This window comes from Intestinimonas massiliensis (ex Afouda et al. 2020) (genome assembly GCF_001244995.1).
GTDB classification, from domain to species: domain Bacteria; phylum Bacillota; class Clostridia; order Oscillospirales; family Oscillospiraceae; genus Intestinimonas; species Intestinimonas massiliensis.
In genome coordinates, this window is record NZ_LN869529.1 from 751,699 (window position 1) to 769,167 (window position 17,469).

General features: G+C 56.1%; 16 protein-coding genes. 3 read left to right on the plus strand and 13 right to left on the minus strand.

From position 1 onward, the window contains the following. Positions 1-92: 92 nt before the first annotated feature. The gene (locus tag BN2154_RS07565; protein WP_050618234.1) at positions 93-440 is read right to left on the minus strand and encodes a cupin domain-containing protein; all 348 of its coding nucleotides are present in this window, start codon (positions 438-440) and stop codon (positions 93-95) included. An 80-nt stretch (positions 441-520) separates the two neighbouring features. Further along, the gene (locus BN2154_RS07570; protein ID WP_050618235.1) at positions 521-883 is read right to left on the minus strand and encodes a VOC family protein; all 363 of its coding nucleotides are present in this window, start codon (positions 881-883) and stop codon (positions 521-523) included. Between the two features lie 179 nt (positions 884-1,062). Between BN2154_RS07570 and BN2154_RS16610 the strand changes: the two genes are divergently transcribed. Beyond that, positions 1,063-1,227 (plus strand): hypothetical protein, encoded by a 165-nt coding sequence (locus tag BN2154_RS16610; RefSeq protein WP_438819135.1) that lies wholly within the window; start codon positions 1,063-1,065, stop codon positions 1,225-1,227. Between the two features lie 346 nt (positions 1,228-1,573). Here the strand turns inward: BN2154_RS16610 and BN2154_RS07575 are convergent, their stop codons facing one another. Together BN2154_RS07575 and BN2154_RS07580 are read right to left on the minus strand one after the other, a co-directional pair. After that, positions 1,574-2,221, minus strand: a complete 648-nt coding sequence (locus BN2154_RS07575; protein ID WP_050618236.1) for a potassium channel family protein — start codon at positions 2,219-2,221, stop codon at positions 1,574-1,576. A 14-nt stretch (positions 2,222-2,235) separates the two neighbouring features. Next, positions 2,236-3,585, minus strand: a complete 1,350-nt coding sequence (locus tag BN2154_RS07580) for a TrkH family potassium uptake protein (RefSeq protein ID WP_094762411.1) — start codon at positions 3,583-3,585, stop codon at positions 2,236-2,238. A gap of 217 nt (positions 3,586-3,802) precedes the next feature. On the opposite strand from BN2154_RS07580, the gene BN2154_RS07585 reads away from it, so the two are divergent. Together BN2154_RS07585 and BN2154_RS07590 are read left to right on the plus strand one after the other, a co-directional pair. Then, positions 3,803-6,487 (plus strand): sensor histidine kinase, encoded by a 2,685-nt coding sequence (locus tag BN2154_RS07585; RefSeq protein ID WP_050618238.1) that lies wholly within the window; start codon positions 3,803-3,805, stop codon positions 6,485-6,487. After that, positions 6,480-7,199: a response regulator gene (locus tag BN2154_RS07590; protein ID WP_050618239.1), complete on the plus strand. Its 720-nt coding sequence runs from the start codon at positions 6,480-6,482 to the stop codon at positions 7,197-7,199. Before BN2154_RS07585 ends, BN2154_RS07590 begins: the two co-directional genes overlap by 8 nt. A gap of 14 nt (positions 7,200-7,213) precedes the next feature. Here the strand turns inward: BN2154_RS07590 and BN2154_RS07595 are convergent, their stop codons facing one another. The 9 genes from BN2154_RS07595 to BN2154_RS07630 form a co-directional block, all read right to left on the minus strand. Next, positions 7,214-8,626: a MocR-like pyridoxine biosynthesis transcription factor PdxR gene (locus tag BN2154_RS07595; protein ID WP_050618240.1), complete on the minus strand. Its 1,413-nt coding sequence runs from the start codon at positions 8,624-8,626 to the stop codon at positions 7,214-7,216. 169 nt (positions 8,627-8,795) lie between these two features. Further along, positions 8,796-10,244 (minus strand): sigma-54 interaction domain-containing protein, encoded by a 1,449-nt coding sequence (locus BN2154_RS07600; RefSeq protein WP_050618241.1) that lies wholly within the window; start codon positions 10,242-10,244, stop codon positions 8,796-8,798. Between the two features lie 28 nt (positions 10,245-10,272). Further along, the gene (locus BN2154_RS16030; protein ID WP_195892324.1) at positions 10,273-10,434 is read right to left on the minus strand and encodes a hypothetical protein; all 162 of its coding nucleotides are present in this window, start codon (positions 10,432-10,434) and stop codon (positions 10,273-10,275) included. Positions 10,435-10,613: 179 nt separating this feature from the next. Next, positions 10,614-11,834, minus strand: coding sequence for an MFS transporter (locus BN2154_RS07605; protein WP_050618242.1), 1,221 nt, complete (start codon positions 11,832-11,834; stop codon positions 10,614-10,616). Then, positions 11,831-12,979 carry an acyl-CoA dehydrogenase family protein gene (locus BN2154_RS07610; RefSeq protein ID WP_050618243.1) on the minus strand — a complete coding sequence of 383 codons (1,149 nt, stop codon included), beginning with the start codon at positions 12,977-12,979 and terminating at the stop codon, positions 11,831-11,833. Before BN2154_RS07610 ends, BN2154_RS07605 begins: the two co-directional genes overlap by 4 nt. 31 nt (positions 12,980-13,010) lie before the next feature. Continuing rightward, on the minus strand, positions 13,011-13,472 hold the full coding sequence (locus tag BN2154_RS07615; protein WP_050618244.1) for a MaoC/PaaZ C-terminal domain-containing protein: 462 nt from the start codon (positions 13,470-13,472) through the stop codon (positions 13,011-13,013). A 39-nt stretch (positions 13,473-13,511) separates the two neighbouring features. Then, a complete protein-coding gene (locus BN2154_RS07620; protein ID WP_050618245.1) occupies positions 13,512-14,291 on the minus strand; it encodes an enoyl-CoA hydratase/isomerase family protein in 780 nt (259 codons plus the stop codon). A 28-nt stretch (positions 14,292-14,319) separates the two neighbouring features. Beyond that, positions 14,320-15,639, minus strand: coding sequence for a GntP family permease (locus tag BN2154_RS07625; RefSeq protein ID WP_050618246.1), 1,320 nt, complete (start codon positions 15,637-15,639; stop codon positions 14,320-14,322). Between the two features lie 82 nt (positions 15,640-15,721). Then, the gene (locus tag BN2154_RS07630; protein ID WP_050618247.1) at positions 15,722-17,275 is read right to left on the minus strand and encodes an acyl CoA:acetate/3-ketoacid CoA transferase; all 1,554 of its coding nucleotides are present in this window, start codon (positions 17,273-17,275) and stop codon (positions 15,722-15,724) included. Between the last annotated feature and the right edge of the window lie 194 nt (positions 17,276-17,469).

Genomic DNA, 17,469 nt, shown 5'->3' on the forward strand with positions numbered 1-17,469 from the left:
CGCGTGACAGGACGCAGGAAACAGCACCCCACAACAAGACCGGGCGCGGTAGTCAGTGATTGGCTGCCGCGCCCGGTTCTTTTTTATTCAGCTTAATCCTCATATAAATCTCCACTATTTTCTTTATTCAGTGTTCCATCTAATTCAATCATTAAAAATTTAGTCATTGATGTGACTACGGGACGGTGTAAGATGCCTTTGGGTACAATGATAAATTCACCCGCATCTACCCGCGTCAATCCGTCGGTTGTTTCTAACTGAAAACTTCCTTCAATAACATAAAATAACTCGTCCGAATCTTCATGGATATGAAAATCCAATGTTCTATTTTCCACATTGACTACGCTAAGGGTATGACCATTCAGTTTACCAACCTTTTTATAAACATATAGCCTATCAACCCTATTAGCCTCTGCAAGTAAGTTGATTTTTTCTAACATAAATCCAGCCTCCCAATAGTATAATTTGCCTTCTCCGCCAAAGGCATACTGAAACAGCCCTACAAACTGGAAGTTGTCAATTACGCAAACTCAACTATTACGACCTCGTTTCCGTCAATATCGCTTAAGCGAACCTCGTAAGTTCCCCAATCATGTCGAATGGCTTTGGACAGCGGAACCCCTTTTTTCTTCAAACCTTCCATCGTTAAATCGAGATTATCTGTTTGAAAAACAAATGATTGATGTCCCGTCGGCTGTGCGTCGAATGCTTTACAATCCCATATACAAAGAGTAGGGGCGTTTTCAATAAAGCCAAGATAAACTCCATTTGATTCGTCCACATCTGTCTTAATAAAGGGTATTCCTAATACCTCTCTATAGAAATCTATAAGTTCTTTCGCTTGCTCAGAAAAAATATTTGTACAATAGTATCCTGTGATCATCTTCTCACCTCATCAAATTCCAATTTGTCTGTCACTACAAAATCATCTTGTATGAAATATCATATCATACCATAGACTAAATGTCTATGCCCCTATTTATCCCCGTTCCACTTCCTTATCCCGTTCCGGCTCTCTGTCCTGCCGCAAAACGCTGTCAATGTTCCTCTTGATAACGTCGTATGGAGCTTTGCATAATCGGCTTGCAGGGCGGCAACATGGGGGAGCTTGCCGGATATGCCCGCTGCTTTCAATGCCTTTGCTGCCGCTTCATGCAGAATGATACTGCCCTCATGGGCGGCGCGGTATTTGCCGAGCGGGCGGACAGCCCCAAAGCGGGGCGTTAGAACAGGAGACGGGCGCATCCATATGGATGCGCCCGTGGTGCTGCGGCCTCTATTTGACTGCGGTGTGCGAATGTGGTTCCGATGCGTCCCCGTTTGTCCCGTGCCGAACTCCGGCGATGAAGCGGTCAAGCTGGTCCATCCACCGGGGGCCGAGTACGCCGAACAGGAGGAAGGCGACAAGTATTGTGAGAATTGCCATACCACCACTTCCTTTCTTACAGGATAGCACGCCTGCTGTTCAAGAAGTGTTTGTGTTTGAGCGGCGGCGTTAAGAACGGGTTAAGAGCCTGCGGGAAAGGACAGCGCCCCCTGCGGCAAAATGTCTGCTGCAAGGGGCGCTTGGTTTTTACAGATGGAGAAATTTCTGCATGTCTCGGTTGCTGCCCAGGGCGAGCAGCGTCTCGTCGCGCTGGAAGGTATGGTCCGGGCCGGGAAGAGGCTCCAGACGGCCGCTGCGCTTAATGGCCAGGATGCTGATGTGGTATTTCTGCCGTACAGCTAGCTGCACGATAGTCTTGCCCACCCACGGCTCCGGGACCTGGGTCTCATAGATGGCATGCTCCGGCGTGAGTTCGATATAGTCGAACACGTTGTCCGAGCTGTAGCGTACGGCCGACCAGAGCGCCATCTGCTTTTCCGGATAGATCACGTCGTCGGCTCCGTTGCGCAGCAGGAACTTGGCGTGGACGTCCCGGGCGGCCCGCGAGAGGACGAAGGGCGCGCCGTATTCCTTTAGAAGAGCGGTGGTCTCCAGAGAGCTCTGAAAATCATCGCCGATGGCCACCACGCACAGGTCGAAGTTTCGCACGCCCAGGGAGGCGATGAACTGCTCGTTGGTACTGTCTCCGATCTGGGCGGTGGTGACGAAGGGGAGAACCTCATTGACTCGCTCCTCACTGCTGTCTACCGCCATGATCTCGTGCTTGAGTTCGTGGAGCTTGAGCGCCATATGGCGGCCGAAGCGGCCCAGGCCGATCAGAAGAACTGATTTCATAGGGGAAGACTCCTTTATCCGACTGCAATTTTTTCCATGGGGAGCTGTGCGGGGGCCGGGACGTGGCTGGTGGAGAGCAGGGCGTACATCATGGTGAGCCCGCCCACCCGACCAAAGTACATGAGCAGAATCAAAACCAGACGGGAGAGCCCGCTCAGTTCCGGGGTGATCCCCAGGGAAAGTCCCACAGTGCCGATGGCGGAGGCCGTCTCAAAAAGGGCGCAGGAGAGGGGGACGCCATCCCAGGCCGCAATCAGCACCCCTGCGGTGAGGAAGAGGGTGGCATACAGCGTACAGATGGACACCGCGCTGCGCAGGGTAGCGGGAGGCAGGCGGCGTCCAAAGCATTGGATATTCTCCCGCTTTTGGAATACAGCCCGGACGCTGAGCAGGAAGGTGGCCAGGGTGGTGGTCTTAAAGCCGCCGGCGGTGGAGCCGGGGGAGCCGCCGACGAGCATCAGGAGGATCAGGAGCATCTGGGAGCTGCCGGCCAAACGGGTCAGATCGACGGTGTTAAAGCCGGCGGTGCGCGGAGTGACCGACTGGAAGAGAGAGGCCAGCAGACGCTCGGAGAAGGTGAGGGTCTCCCAGCGGGGCTGGGAAAACTCGAACAGATAGAGGGCAAGTGCCGGAAGGAGGATCAGCGCCGCCGTAATGGTCAAAATGAGCTTGGACTGAAGGCGATAAGCGTGCAAATGCCAGCGGTAGCGGCAAAGGTCCTCCCAGGTGAAAAAGCCGATGCCGCCCGCGACGATCAGGCCCATGATGGTACCGCACACCAGGGGGTCCCCAACATAATTTGTAAGAGAGGAAAAGGGTCCCGCGGCCCCCATCAGGTCGAATCCGGCGTTGCAGAAGGCGGAGACGGAGTGGAAGAGGCTGAACCATAGTCCCGGAAAGAGCCCCATCTCGGGGCAGAAGCGCAACGCGAGGAAAAGGGTCCCGGCCGCCTCCATCAGGAAGGTGGCTTTCAGGATAAAGCCTGTCATTCGAATGATACCGCCCACCTGGGGGGCGGCGATAGCCTCCTGCATGAGGCAGCGCTGCCGCAGGCCGATGCGCTTGCCCGTGAACAGTGAGACTGCGACAGCCGTGGTGACCACGCCCATACCGCCCGTCTGGATGAGCAGAAGGATCACCGCCTGCCCAAACTCAGACCAGTAGGTGACGGTATCGTGCAGGACGAGCCCGGTGACACAGGTAGCGGATGCGGCGGTAAAAAGCGCGTCAAGGAAGGGGGCGCCGCCGGGCGAACGGCTGGAGATGGGAAGCATCAGAAGCCCTGTCCCGGTAAGTATGAGGAGCAGAAAACCCAATATGATGACCTGAGCAGGTGTTACATGTTCATTTTTCCAGAAGGCCAAGCCGTTCCCCCGCGATCCATGCCGAGGAGCAAGGTGCCCCCCGGATTCTTAACGCCATCATAACATAACGCGGGTTAGGTCCCTGTTAAAGAAAAAGCCGCTGTGTTAAGATTACGTTAAAAATGGGTCTTAACATAATCTTAATACAGCGGATCAAAAGAATAACACCGTGAACATGTAGGATATGATATACTCAATTCCATAGGAGGTGAAGCCGATGACGGATTTTCGGCCGGACCCGGGGGAACCGCTTATGGAGGTGGGGCCCCAGAAAGAACAGACGGGTGGAAAGCTGAAGATTTTCTTCGGCTATGCGGCCGGTGTGGGCAAGACCTACGCCATGCTGGAGGCCGCCCATCACGCCAAGAGCATGGGCGCGGACGTGGTGGCCGGATACATCGAGCCCCACACCCGCCCCGAGACGCAGGCTCTGCTGGAGGGGCTGGAGCGGCTGCCGCCGCGGCGCATCCCATATAAGGGGATTCAACTTCAGGAGTTCGACCTGGATGGGGCCCTGGAACGCCGCCCACAGCTCCTACTGGTGGATGAACTGGCTCATACCAACGCGGCGGGCTGTCGCCATCTCAAACGGTATCAGGATATCGAAGAGCTGCTCCGGGCGGGGATCAACGTATATACCACTATCAATGTCCAGCATCTGGAAAGTCTGCACGACATTGTAGCCGCCATCTCCGGCGTATCCATCCGAGAGCGGGTGCCGGACAAGGTGTTCGATTCCGCCGACCAGGTAGAACTGGTGGATATCGAACCGGCCGACCTGCTGGAGCGGCTGCGGGCGGGGAAAATCTACCGGCCGGCTCAGGCCCGCCGGGCCGAGGACCACTTCTTTACCCAGAAAAACCTGGCGGCCCTGCGGGAGATCGCCCTGCGCCGCACGGCCGACCGACTGGGCAGGACCTCCGAAGCAGCGGGCCGTCCCAGTGTGGGGGACGAGCATGTGCTTACCTGCCTGTCGGCTTCGCCCTCCAACGCCAAGGTGATCCGCACCGCGGCCCGAATGGCGGAGGCCTTCCACAGTGAGTTTACGGCCCTTTTCGTGGAGACGCCGGATTTTCAGACCCAAAACGCCGAGGATCGGCGGCGGCTCCGGGCCAACCTGCGTCTGGCGGAGGAGCTGGGAGCCCGTATTGCTACCGCCTATGGCGACGATGCGGCCGTCCAGATTGCCGAATATGCCCGTACCGCCGGGGTCTCCAAGATCGTGTTGGGCCGCAGCAACCGAAAGCGCTCGCTGCGTACCCGGGGCAGGAGTCTGGTGGACCGGCTGACGGAGTGCTCGCCGGATCTGGATATCTATATCATCCCTGACAACCAGCCGCCCTACCGCCCCCGGGAGGAGGCGCGGCGTTGGCATCCCCATTTCTCTTGGGCGGATGCGGGAAAAACGGCGCTGTGCCTGGCTCTGGCCACGGTGGTGGGATGGCTTTTTTACCTGCTGGGCTTCAGTGAGGCCAACATTGTTACGGTCTACATCCTGGGGGTGCTGTTCACTTCGGTGTGGACGGGGGGCAGGGGCTATGGGGCTGCGGCTTCTCTGGTCAGCGTTCTGGTCTACAACTTCTTCTTTACGGTGCCGCGCTTTACCCTGCTGGCCTACGACCCGGGCTATCCACTGACCTTCGCCGTCATGCTGGTAGCCAGCCTGGTGACCAGTTCTCTGACCCTGCGCGTCAAAAGCCAGGCCAGGCAGGCAGCTCAAAAGGCTTACCGCACCCAGGTTCTGCTGGAGACCAGCCAAAAGCTCCAGAAGGCAGAAGGGGAGACGGCCATACTGGACACCACGGCGGGGCAACTGCGCAAGCTGCTGGAGCGGACAGTCCTGTTCTACCCAGTGAACGGCGGGCAGATGCCGGAAAGCCCCCGCGTCTACCCCGCGCAGTCTGAGGAGGATACGGCCATTTATCTGCGCCCGGAGGAGCGGACGGTGGCCTGCTGGGTGCAGAAAAACAACAAGCACGCGGGCGCGACGACCAATACGCTGCCCAGCGCCCGCTGTTTGTATCTGGCGGTCCGGGGCGAGCGCGGGGTGCTGGCCGTAGCGGGGATTTCCATGGCGGAGAGAGCAGAACCGGATGCCTTTGAAAAGAATCTGATGATCGCTATCCTGGACGAGTGCGGCCTGGTACTGGAAAAGACCATGCTGGATCGGGCGCGCCGGGAGATCGAAGAAAAGGCCAGGCAGGAGGCGCTGCGGGCCAACCTGCTGCGGGCGATTTCCCACGACCTGCGCACGCCGCTGACCAGCATTTCGGGAAATGCCGGCATTCTGGTGGAGAATTCAGCGTTGCTGGATGAATCGAAGCGGCACGAGCTCTACCTTTCCATCTATGACGACAGCATGTGGCTGACCAATCTGGTGGAAAACCTGCTGTCCGTTACCCGCATTGAGAACGGCACCATGGAGCTTCGTATGCAGCCGGAGCTTCTGGAGGAGGTGTTTCAGGAGGCGTTGGCCCATTTGGACCGCCATGCGCCGGAACACCGCATCACGGTGGAACTGGGGGATGACCTGCTGATGGCCAGGATGGACGCCCGGCTGATGGTGCAGGTGGTCATCAATCTGGTGAACAACGCCATCAAGTATACGCCGCCTGGGTCCAATATCGTACTTTCCGCCGCAAGGAGGGGGGATATGGTGGAAGTGCGGGTGGCGGACGACGGACCGGGCGTGGGCCCGGAAGCCAAATCCAAGATCTTTGATATGTTTTATACTGCCAACAACGACCGTGGGGACGGAAGGAGGGGGCTGGGCCTGGGGCTCTCCCTTTGCAGGTCGATTGTGACGGCCCACGGCGGCACCATATCCGTCGAGGACAACGCGCCCCACGGCGCCGTTTTTATGTTTACGCTGCATTCTGCGGAGGTGAATCCCATTGAATAAACCGCAAATTCTAGTGGTCGAGGATGATGTGGCCATCGGCAATCTGATTACTACGACGTTGGAGACACAGAACTATCAGTACCACAAGGCCCGGACCGGCGCTGCTGCCATTCTGGAGGCGGCCTCCAGCCATCCCGACGTCATCCTACTGGACTTGGGCCTGCCCGATATGGATGGGGTGGATATCATCAAAAAGGTGCGTTCCTGGAGCAATACCCCCATTATCGTGGTCTCCGCCCGAAGTGAGGATATGGACAAGGTCAGCGCGCTGGACGCCGGAGCCGACGACTATCTGACCAAGCCGTTTTCCGTGGAAGAGCTGCTGGCGCGGCTGCGGGTCGCCCTGCGCCGGGTACGGTATGACACTTTGAAGTCCAGCGAAGGGAACAGCATCTATGAAAACGGAGACCTGAAGATCGACTACGCGGCCGGCTGTGCGTACAAATGCGGCAGAGAAGTCCACCTTACGCCGATTGAATACCGGCTGCTGTGCCTGTTGGCCCGAAATACAGGAAAGGTGCTGACCCATAACTACATTATGAAGGAAATCTGGGGGAATACCCTGCCGTCGGATACCCCCTCCCTCCGGGTGTTCATGGCGACCCTGCGTAAAAAGGTCGAGACAGATCCCTCCCGGCCCCGGTATATCCAGACGCACATCGGCGTGGGCTACCGGATGATCCGGATGCAGGAGGAGGGGCCCGGCGACTGAACCGGCCCCATCTGTCAGGGCCGGTCCAGTGCCCAGGCCTTGCGGAGCAGTGAGAAGGCGGGCGCCATGTCCTCCCCGCGCATCCGGGCATAGCCCATGACCAGCGTGGGGAGGGCAGAGCGGGCCCCGGGCGCCAGATAGTAGCTGGAAAGGGGATAGACGCCCACGCCGGCCTCCGCCGCCCGGCGGACCAGCTCCGGCTCTGTCATGCCGTTGTTCATTTGCAGCAGCAGGTGGAGGCCCGCCTCCGCGCCGGAGAAGGTCCCGCGGGAGGTGATCCCCTCTTCCCGGGCGGCGAACAGAAGGGAGTCCCGGATTCCCTTATAAAGCGTGCGCATGCGGGCGATATGGCGCTCAAAGTGCCCCCGCTCCATGAATCGGGCCAGCGTATACTGCTCGAAGGAGGGGACCGTGGAAGAATAGAACTGCAGCTCCTGACGGTAACGGGCCAGCAGATGGGGCGGCAGCACCATGTAGCTGATGCGCAGGGAGGGGGCCAGGCTCTTGGCAAAGGTGTTGAGATAGACGACCCGTTCCCCGGTGTCCAGGCTCTGGAGAGCGGGGATAGGGCGGCCGGAAAAACGGAACTCGCTGTCGTAGTCGTCCTCAATGATATAGCGGTCCTCCGACTGTCCCGCCCAGGACAGGAGAGCCCTGCGCCGGGTCACGGGCATGACCATACCGAGGGGAAAGTGGTGGGAGGGGGTGACGTGGGCCACACGTGCGCGGCTCCGCTTCAGCAGATCCACCCGCAGTCCCTGGGCGTCCAGCGGGATGGGCAGCACCTGCGCGCCGTTGTTGGCCAGGATGCGGGCGGGCTTCCGGTATCCGGGGTCCTCCACGGCGTAGCCCCCCTCCCGGCCCAGGAGCTGGGTCAGCAGGCCGGTCAGGTATTCAGACCCGGCGCCCACCACAATCTGCTCCGGCTCGGCCTGGATACCGCGGAAGTCTCCCAGGTAGCGGACGATGGCCTGCCGCAGCTCCTCCACCCCCTGGGGGTGACTGGCGGCCAGAAGGCCGCTGTCCTCCTGCGTCAGAACCTCCCGCATGAGTCTGGCCCAGGTGGAGAAGGGGAAGCGGGCGGTGTCTACCGCATTGGTGGTAAAATCATATTGAATGCTTTTTTCCTTTACAGACGCAGCGGCGGAAGGCCGGGCTGGGATGGCGGCTGGGGCGGGCTGCGCTTCGAAGGGCTGGACAAAAAAGCCGCGTTTGGGCTCAGAGCGCAGATAGCCCTCCGCCAGGAGTTGGCCATAGGCCCCCTCTACGGTCACTATGCTGACCTTCAGATGGGAGGCTAGGGCCCGCTTGGAGGGGAGCCGTTCGCCGGCAGCCAGGGCCCCCTGTTCGATTTTGTGCCGAATACCGCGGTAGAGCTGTTCATAAAGAGGCTGGGCGCCGTGTGGTTCCAGCGTGATGGTGAGCATGAGAGTCCTCCGATCTGACCTGATTTTAAAAACAGGTCAGATTCATTATAGTGAAAGATAAGCTTGGATGCAACCGGGCAGACTGGGTATTGCCTGATTGCTGAGATATGCTATCGTAAGGGGGAGAAGATGCGGGCTTATGTCAGCGCAGTCGCGCAGTATCTTTTGCCTATACGTCATCTGTTCCAACACAAGCTTGCTCGTCATTCTTTCCAGGTCCCTTGTCCTGTGTAGACAGCCGCGCCTTTGGCTCGGGATTTTTCTTGCGGTAGAGCGTTGTCCGATGGATATCAAGGACTTTGGCCGCCTCATTCAGTGCTCCATGGTTCTCCTCCAAAACCGCATTGATATAGTAATTCTCAAACGATTCTAAGGCGTCTTTGAGTGGAAGATCAAAGCGGATATGAAAGCCTTCGCCATAATTGAGGACATCCATCCCGTTGGTACCAAAAAGGGAGGCCTGCAGAAAATCCCCTACGTTTTCCTGCTGGCACATAACCACAGTGCGCTCAATAATATTCTTAAGTTCCCGTACATTGCCTGGCCAAGGATAAGCCTTCAGAAGCTCCATCTCCTGCTCAGCAAAAAGGATAGCTTTTTTATATTTCTGGTTGTATGTGGCAAGAAAGGCCTCTGATAGCACCTTGATATCCTCAATCCGTTCCCGTAAGGGGGGGATACGGATGGGGATCACATTAAGCCGATAATAGAGGTCTGTCCGGAAGGTTTTCTCCCTCGTCATCTGTAACAAATCCTGGTTAGTGGCAGTTATAATGCGCACATCCACCTCTTCTGGCTTGTTGCTGCCCACAGGGATGAACATTTTTGTGGAAAGAAATCGGAGCAGTTTGGTCTGCATATCCAGCGGCAGCTCCGCTACCTCATCCAAGAACAGAGTACCGTTATGGGCCAGCTTGATAAGGCCATTCTTCCCCTTGGATGAGGCTCCTGTAAAGGCGTGGGGTGCATAGCCGAACAATTCGGATTCAAACAGTTCTTTTGAGATTGCGGCACAATTGATCGGGATAAAGGCATTTTTCCTCCTGGGGCTGTTATTGTGGATGTGATGAGCGATGACCTCTTTTCCCACACCGGACTCCCCCAGCAGCATAACGGTGCTGTCAGCCCCGGATATGATATTGCAGATCGACATGATGTCCTTCATTTGATTACTGCAATAAATTACCTTATCCGTACGTATGTCCGTCAGATAAGCGGCGATCTCTTGATACTTCTCATGCAACCCCTGTTCATAGGCTAGCTGTTTGGAAAATTCATTCAGTATATCTTCAGCGCGGGAGTTGGTGATGACCATGGAGAGGTCTCCCTCAGTATTGAACATGGGCACACTGGTAGAGAGTCGGCGGGCGCCATTAGGGAAGTGAATAATTTCGGTCACCGTATCTCTCGTCTCAATCGCTTTAGTAATGCTGGAGTTGAGGTAGACACCTTCAGCAATCAACTGGGACGGGGTCTTACCAATCAACTGTTCCCGAGTGAGGGAAAAGGAATCCAGAGCCGCTTGATTGGCTAAGATGATTACACCATTGCTGTCGGTGACCATTACAGCGTCATAAAGGGCCTCAAGAACCGGAAGAAAGACTGCCTGCTCATTCATCTGCTCCACCTCTACTCTACATCATTTCTCATGGAAGGCGTTTCATGCGGCCTCTCTGCTTCGCTTTATTTTCTTTTAGGAAAAGAGCTTCTTTTTGTTTCCGACATTTAACCTCGCTTTTTGCAGCCTGCGCAGGTACTTTTGCCTGTCTAAGGATATTATACCACACTCCAACGAGGATACGATTCATAACTTGGTGCTGGTCCTTGCAACGTAGCGCCGCCGAATACTCGGAGCGAGCGCCAGGATTGCGTCAGAAGAATGACAAACGGGGGGAGCATAAAGCCGCCCATCTCTCCGCAAGTAGCTGTACGGCCATCAAGGGCAAAATCGCCTTAATGGCCGTACATAGAGGGGGAAAGGGCTCCATTACGGCTGCTTAATGCTTAAATTGAGCACGAATCCAACCACAGCAAAAGCGATGAGCATCAGGACGGAGGCCATGTAGCCGCCGGTGGAGGCTGCCAGAGCAGAGGCCAGAGTAGCCGTAAAGGAAGCTGGAATCAACATGGTGTTTGCAATGCTGAAATTCATGGCAAAGTGCTTGGCCCCGTAGAAAGTAGCCACAAACGCAGAAGAAATGGTCGGAGCACAGCCATAGGAAATGCCAGTCAGGCACAACCCTGCCACACACAGTGGCACCGAGCCCATCCAAATCGCCCCCAGTGTCACAGTTGGGGCCAAAATCGTCAGCACATTGGAAAGTAACATCGTTTTTCTTCGGCCCAGCGCATCAAAAATGGCACCGCACAGGATGCGGCCCAATCCATTGCAGACTGACAGCACTCCTACCAGCGTAGTGGCAAGCGCGGCAGAAGCCCCCACTGAGAGAGCCAAGTCTTTTGCAAAGCTGATGACCGTATTTCCGACTGCCGCCATGGCGATCGTGAACAGGAAAAACCGCCAGAAGCTGGGGCGCTGAATCATTTCCGGAGTGGTATAGTCCCGAGTCTCGAAAGAATCCTCGCTTTTACGAGCCTTCTTCTGCTTTGGCTTGGGCAGGGCCCCTGCCTCTTCCGGAGAGGGCAGGCGGACCACCCGGGCTGTAACCAGCAAGACCACCCCGATCAGGATGCCGAGAATCAGATAGGTTCCCCGCCATCCGATAGCGGGCGTCTCGATCATCGCCCCGGCCACATTTCCCAGTACCAAGGTGCTGGCTCCGAAGCCCATCATTAGGGCCCCGGAGCACACACCTTTTTTGTCTGGAAACCAGGCATTGGTCGAGGCGATCACGGCATTATAGGCCATTCCGATGCCCAGGCCACACATAACTCCGTAGGTAATATACAGCATGATGACCTGCCTGGACAGGCGGGAGGTCAGCGCAAAGCCCGCCCAGGACAGGACCGCCGCACACAGCACGGTCACCTTGGGGGAGGTCCGTTTGGTCAGCACACCGGACACCACGCCGCCGATACAGAAAAAGCACATGGTCAGGGTAAAGTTCATGGCCAGTTGAGAGGCGGTCCACCCGAAGGCGTCCCCCAACGGAGCCTTCAGGATGGACCAGGCATAGATGATGCCCGCAAAGAGCATGCTCACCACGCCGACTGCCAGAAACGGCCAGCGGACAATACCCTTCCTCATTTCAAAAGCTGGCCGGAGATGACCATCTGCTGGACCTGGGAGGAGCCCTCGTAGATGGAGCAGACCCGGACGTCGCGGTAGATGCGCTCGATCTCGTACTCGCGGGAATAGCCGTAGCCGCCGTGGAGCTGGAGGGACTTGTTGACGATCTCAATGGCGGCCTCCGCGGAGTAATACTTGGCCATGGAGGCGGCCTTGTCCGCCGGCTGCCTGGTGTCCAGCAGGTAAGCGGCGTTGTAGGTCAGCAGCCGGGCGGCGTTGAGCTTGGTCTCCATATCCGCCATCATAAACTGCAGGGCCTGCATTTTGGCCAGGGGCTTGCCGAACTGCGCCCGGTTCTTGGTGTGGTTCACCGCAAGGTCGATGGCCTCCTGGGCCATGCCCAGGCACATGGACGACACCCCCACGCGGCCCACGGACAGCGTCTTCATGGCGTTGATGAAGCCCATGCCCACCTCGCCGATGACGCAGTCCTTGGGTACCCGCACGTCCTCCAGCACCACATCGCTCACCGGCACGCCCCGCTGGCCCATCTTCTCCTCGTGGCGGCCGCAGGACACGCCGGGCAGGTTCATATCCACCATAAAGCAGGTGATGCCCTTGGCCCCCTTCTCCGGGTCGGTCTTGGCGTAGACGATGCACTGATCGGCGATGGGAGCCATGGTGATGAAGCACTTGCGGCCGTTGAGGATGTAGCTGTCTCCGTCCTCCACCGCACGGGTGGTCATGGACGCGGCATCCGAGCCGGCGTTGGGCTCGGTGAGGCCAAAGGCGATCAAGCTCTCGCCGGCGGCCACGCCGGGCAGGTACTTCTCCTTCTGTTCCGGGGTGCCGGAGATGACGATGGGGGCGGTGGACAGGGAGTTGGCCGAAGAGATGAAGATCGTAGCAGTAGCGCACTTTTTGGCGATCTCCTCCATGACGCAGATATAGCTGCGCATATCCAGGCCCAGACCGCCGTACTCCTCGGGGATCTTCAGTCCCAGAAAGCCCATGCCCGCCATGGTCTTCACCACGTCCATGGGGAATGCCTCGGTTTTGTCGATCTCCCCCGCGATGGGGGCCAGGGTCTTTTCGGCGAAATCCTTCGCCATCTCACGGATGCCTTCGTGATCCTCGTTGAAATAGGGATATTTGATATTCATGCGGAATGGTTCCTTTCTTAAAAATGCCCGTTTATACGCGGCTCTTCACCATCAGGGTCTGGTTGGACTCCATGATGACCCGCTCGTCCTGATTGACCAACTTGACTAATTGCTTCAAAATACCCTTGCCAGGCTTGGAACTGTGGATGACTTCGGTGGGGATGACTACGATATGGACGGTATCGCCGATCAGCAAAGGCGCCGTATATTTTACAGTGCATTCGATAAACGCAATCGTAGTGCCTTCCGCAATACCCATTTGATTGTTGAGTCCGTTGGAAATAATGAAGCCCAAGGCTCCGTGGGCGATCCGCTTTCCAAACTGGTTGGCCTTTCCAAACTCCTCATCCGTGTGGAGCGGGTTAAAGTCGCCTGAAACACCTGCAAAATTCACCACATCGGCTTCTGTGATCGTACGGCCCTGGCTGGTGTATTCCCTGCCAATTTCGTAATCCTCCAGATAAAAGCCCTTTGGATTATACAGGTAAGACATAAAAATTCCTCCTTGTTGATACCTTTCGGCTGTCCTCTGTTATTTGTTTTGGAAGTTGGCCTCTCGCTTCTCCAAAAAGGAGGCGATACCCTCGCTTTTATCCTCCGTTTCGAAAATGTCGCCGCTCAAATTTTGTTCGTATTCAAGTCCATCCATCAGAGTATGCTCTCTGGAATAGTTGATACATTTTTTATCTGCCGCAACGGCTAACGGGGCTTTCGTACAGATTGTGGCAGCCACCCCCATGGCTTTGGCAAGACACGCATCCTCATCGGCCAAGTATTCACACATACCCAAGCGATAAGCCTCTTCACCGCGGATGGTCTCGCTCGTGTAAATTAACCGCTTGGCCGCACCCAGACCGATGAGTTTAGACAGACGTTGTGTTCCGCCCGCGCCTGGAATAATGCCTAGGCCGCCCTCGGGAAAGCCTACCTTCGTCTTGGCGGTAAAGACTCGAAGGTCGCACGATAGGGCCAGCTCCAGACCGCCTCCCAAAGCGACACCGTTCACCGCGCAGATGACGGGATGCGGGAAGTTCTCAATCTGCAGGAAGACTCTCTGCATGTGGCGTGCGGTCTCCAGGTTACCAGAGCGGCGAACAACCGCCAAATTTTTTAAGTCCGCGCCAGCGGCAAATAAGCGCATGCCGCTGCACAATACTACGGCCCAGACATCCTGATCTGCCTCCAGTTCATGGAAGGCTCCGGAAAGGTCGTCCAACAGATCAAAGGTCAACGCGTTGACAGGAGCGCTGCACATAACGACAACGCCCACATGTCCTTCTCTGGTAACAGTCACATTCTGATATTTGCTCATACCATGCTCCTATTCTCGCACTGCAATGTTAACAAATACCCAGGCCGGCCAAAGCAAGACCAAGGAATTGACAAATCATCGGGATGATACAGGTAATAACAAAAATGGGGAAGTAGCCCTCCTTAAACTTGAGATCGCAGACAGTCATAAAGGTCAAATTGGGACCGGCGTGGGGCAGGGAATCCAACGTGCCGGCAGCCACTGTGACCAGGCGGTGGAGTTGTTGGGCATTGACGCCCATGCTGAGGAAATGCTTTCCCAGAAGCTCACACCAAATCTGGATACCGCCGGAGGAGGAAGCCGTAATGGCGCAGATGATATCCATGGAGATGACTGCGGCCAACAGCGGGGAGCCGCCAATACCAGTAGCAAAATCCAAGAAATTCTGGAAAGCCGGCACCATCTTGACCGCCCCGGCAAATCCAACGATTGCGGCACTGTTTGTAATGGAAATCAATGCGTTGGCAGCACTCTTATTGATTCCCTCTAGCTTTGCAGCATTGGAGATATTCTTCCAGGAGAGGATAGCGGTATAGAGAATACCCAGCAACAGGCTGATGCAGACAGCAAATGTGGCGTTGAGGCCCATCCTGGTCCCAACTAAGTTGCCTACAAAGATGATGGCAACAGGGACAAATGCGACAAAGAAATTAGGGACATCCTTGCGACTCTCCCCCGACATAGGCATCATGACATCCTTGGACCCAGGGGTAAAGTGCTCGCCGTTCTTCTTCCACACCTTAGCCTGCCACTCCAGATAGACAAGCCCCAGTACGGCTGCTACGATAGCCAGAATGATACCTAGGGTGGGAGCGGCATAAATAGTGGTGCCTAAATAATTGGCTGGTACCACGTTGGTAAGAGCGGGGGAGCCCGGGAGCATAGTCATGGTAAAAACGCCGGCACCTAGGTTGACCATGCCGGGTAGAAGGCGGCGGGGGATGTCTCCGGCCTGGAGGACATAAAGGGCGATCGGATAGATAGCGAATATGACTACGAAGACCGACACGCCGGAGTAGGTTAGAATGGCGGTGGTGGCCACGATGATCAGAATGCCGCGCTTGGCACCAAAGATGTCAATCATCTTGTAGGCGATTGAGCGGGCAAAGCCGCTTAGGGACATAAACTCGCCAAAGGCAGCGCCCATAAAGAACATAATAACGTAGTTTTTGATAAAACCCGTCATACCGGCGCTGTAGCCGTTAAGAAAGGTGTCCCACACGGGAACTTGACAGCAGACAATGACCACAGCGGTGGCCAACAGGCCTGCGATTAAGGGATGCAGGCCCTTGAAAACAGTAATGATCAAAAGCGCAATTGCCAAGATACAGCCGATCGTACCTAACATGAGTGATCCCTCTCTTCCGATTTTTATTGTACCTTTATTATGTAAGACGTAAAGGTCCCTCCAAGGGTATCGCGCTGTGCTGTCATTTGGCTCCAATGATGGAGGCAAGGCCCATGGGTTCCTCCCGGAAGATGCGTGCGTCCATGAGCTTGAGGTTGGGGGAGATGAGCGGCTCAAATTCCATACAAGGCAGGATGTGCTCCTCAATCGTGATTCCTGGGGCAATCTCGGTGAGCATAAGACCTTTCTCTGTGACCTCGAAGACGCAACGTTCCGTGATAAAGAGGACCTTTTGCCCGGCTCTCCTGCTCTGGGCGGCGCTAAAGGTAATTTGACCGATGGAACGAAGGAACTTTTTCTTTTGCCCCTCTTCCAGGATGTGGAGCGTTCCGTCCCTGATTTCCAGCCTCAGCCCACCGGCAGTCATGGTCCCGGAAAAGGCAACCTTGGGGGTGGACTGGGAGATATCGATGAACCCGCCAGCACCGGCGATGCGGTTTCCAAAGCGGCTGACATTGACGTTTCCGGCAGGATCGACCTCGGCAAAGCCCAAGGAACAGATGTCCAAGTTTCCACCGTCGTAATAGTCAAATTGGTGTGTCATGGAGAGAGCTGCCCAAGCGTTATAGCTGGAGCCAAAATGTGCACCGCCGGCTGGAACACCTCCAATAAGACCGCTTTCGATGGTCAGACACAGGCGGTCGGCAATGCCTTCCTCACTGGCTACCTTGGCGACTCCTTCTGGGATTCCAATTCCCAAGTTGACCACCGAATTGGGGGCCAGTTCCATAGCGGCCCTCCGTGCGATGACCTTGCGGTCATTCAGCGGCAAGGTGTCAAAGCCGATGTCATTGGCTCGGAAATGGCCCGAAAGGATTGGGTCGTAGAATGCAGCGGGGGTCTGACGGTGATTTTCCTCGGGGTTCGTGCAGACCACGACCGCGTCTACCATGCTGCCCGGTATAACAACTTGGGAGCGGTCCATGGAGCCGGAAGAGACATAATTCTTGACTTGAACGATGACTTTGCCGCCCATGCCCTTGACACCCATGACCACATCTAACAGGTCTACGGGGGCGGACTCCTCCTCGATGGTAATGTTCCCCAACTCATCCGAGGTAGTTCCACGCACTAATGCAATATCCAGCTTTGGGGTCTTATAGACCAGATACTCCTCCCCGCAGATATCGGTCAACTCCACCAGATCCTCTGTGGTGATCTCGTTCATCTTGCCGCCACCCAAACGAGGGTCGCAGAAGGTGTGCAAGCCAATCTTGGTGATCTCACCAATCTTTCCGCCGGCCGCGGCACGGTACATGTGATCGACGACACCCTGTGGTAGGTTGTAGGACTGGATCTTGTTTTCAATGACCATTTGGATCATCTTCTGGTTACCAGCGTAGTGTCCCGTGATATACCGCGAAAATAACCCTTCTTCTGTCATGTCCTGCACACCCGTATTGCCGGCACCCTGCATGAGTGTCAGGCCACAGGGATGGCCGGTGGTACGAAACCGCTCAGCCAATGCCAAGTAAAGCTCCCGCGACACAGTACAAGACTGGAAGCCAGAGATGGCAATTCCATCCCCATCATGAATCATGTCGATGGCTTGGTCAATGCTAACTCTTTTGCTCATAAAATCCCTCCTAAGTGGTTGTAGAACAACGGTTTGTGCATATGAATCGCTACCCCTGTGATCGGCGCCCTCCTTGTATTATAAAGTAGTAGTTATTAGAGCCCCTCTCCAAGGGCTATGTGCTACACTGTAAGGGATGCTGTGGATTGGTGTTGTCCTCCTACCAGAAGATGGTTTAAGAAAGGTTCCAACCA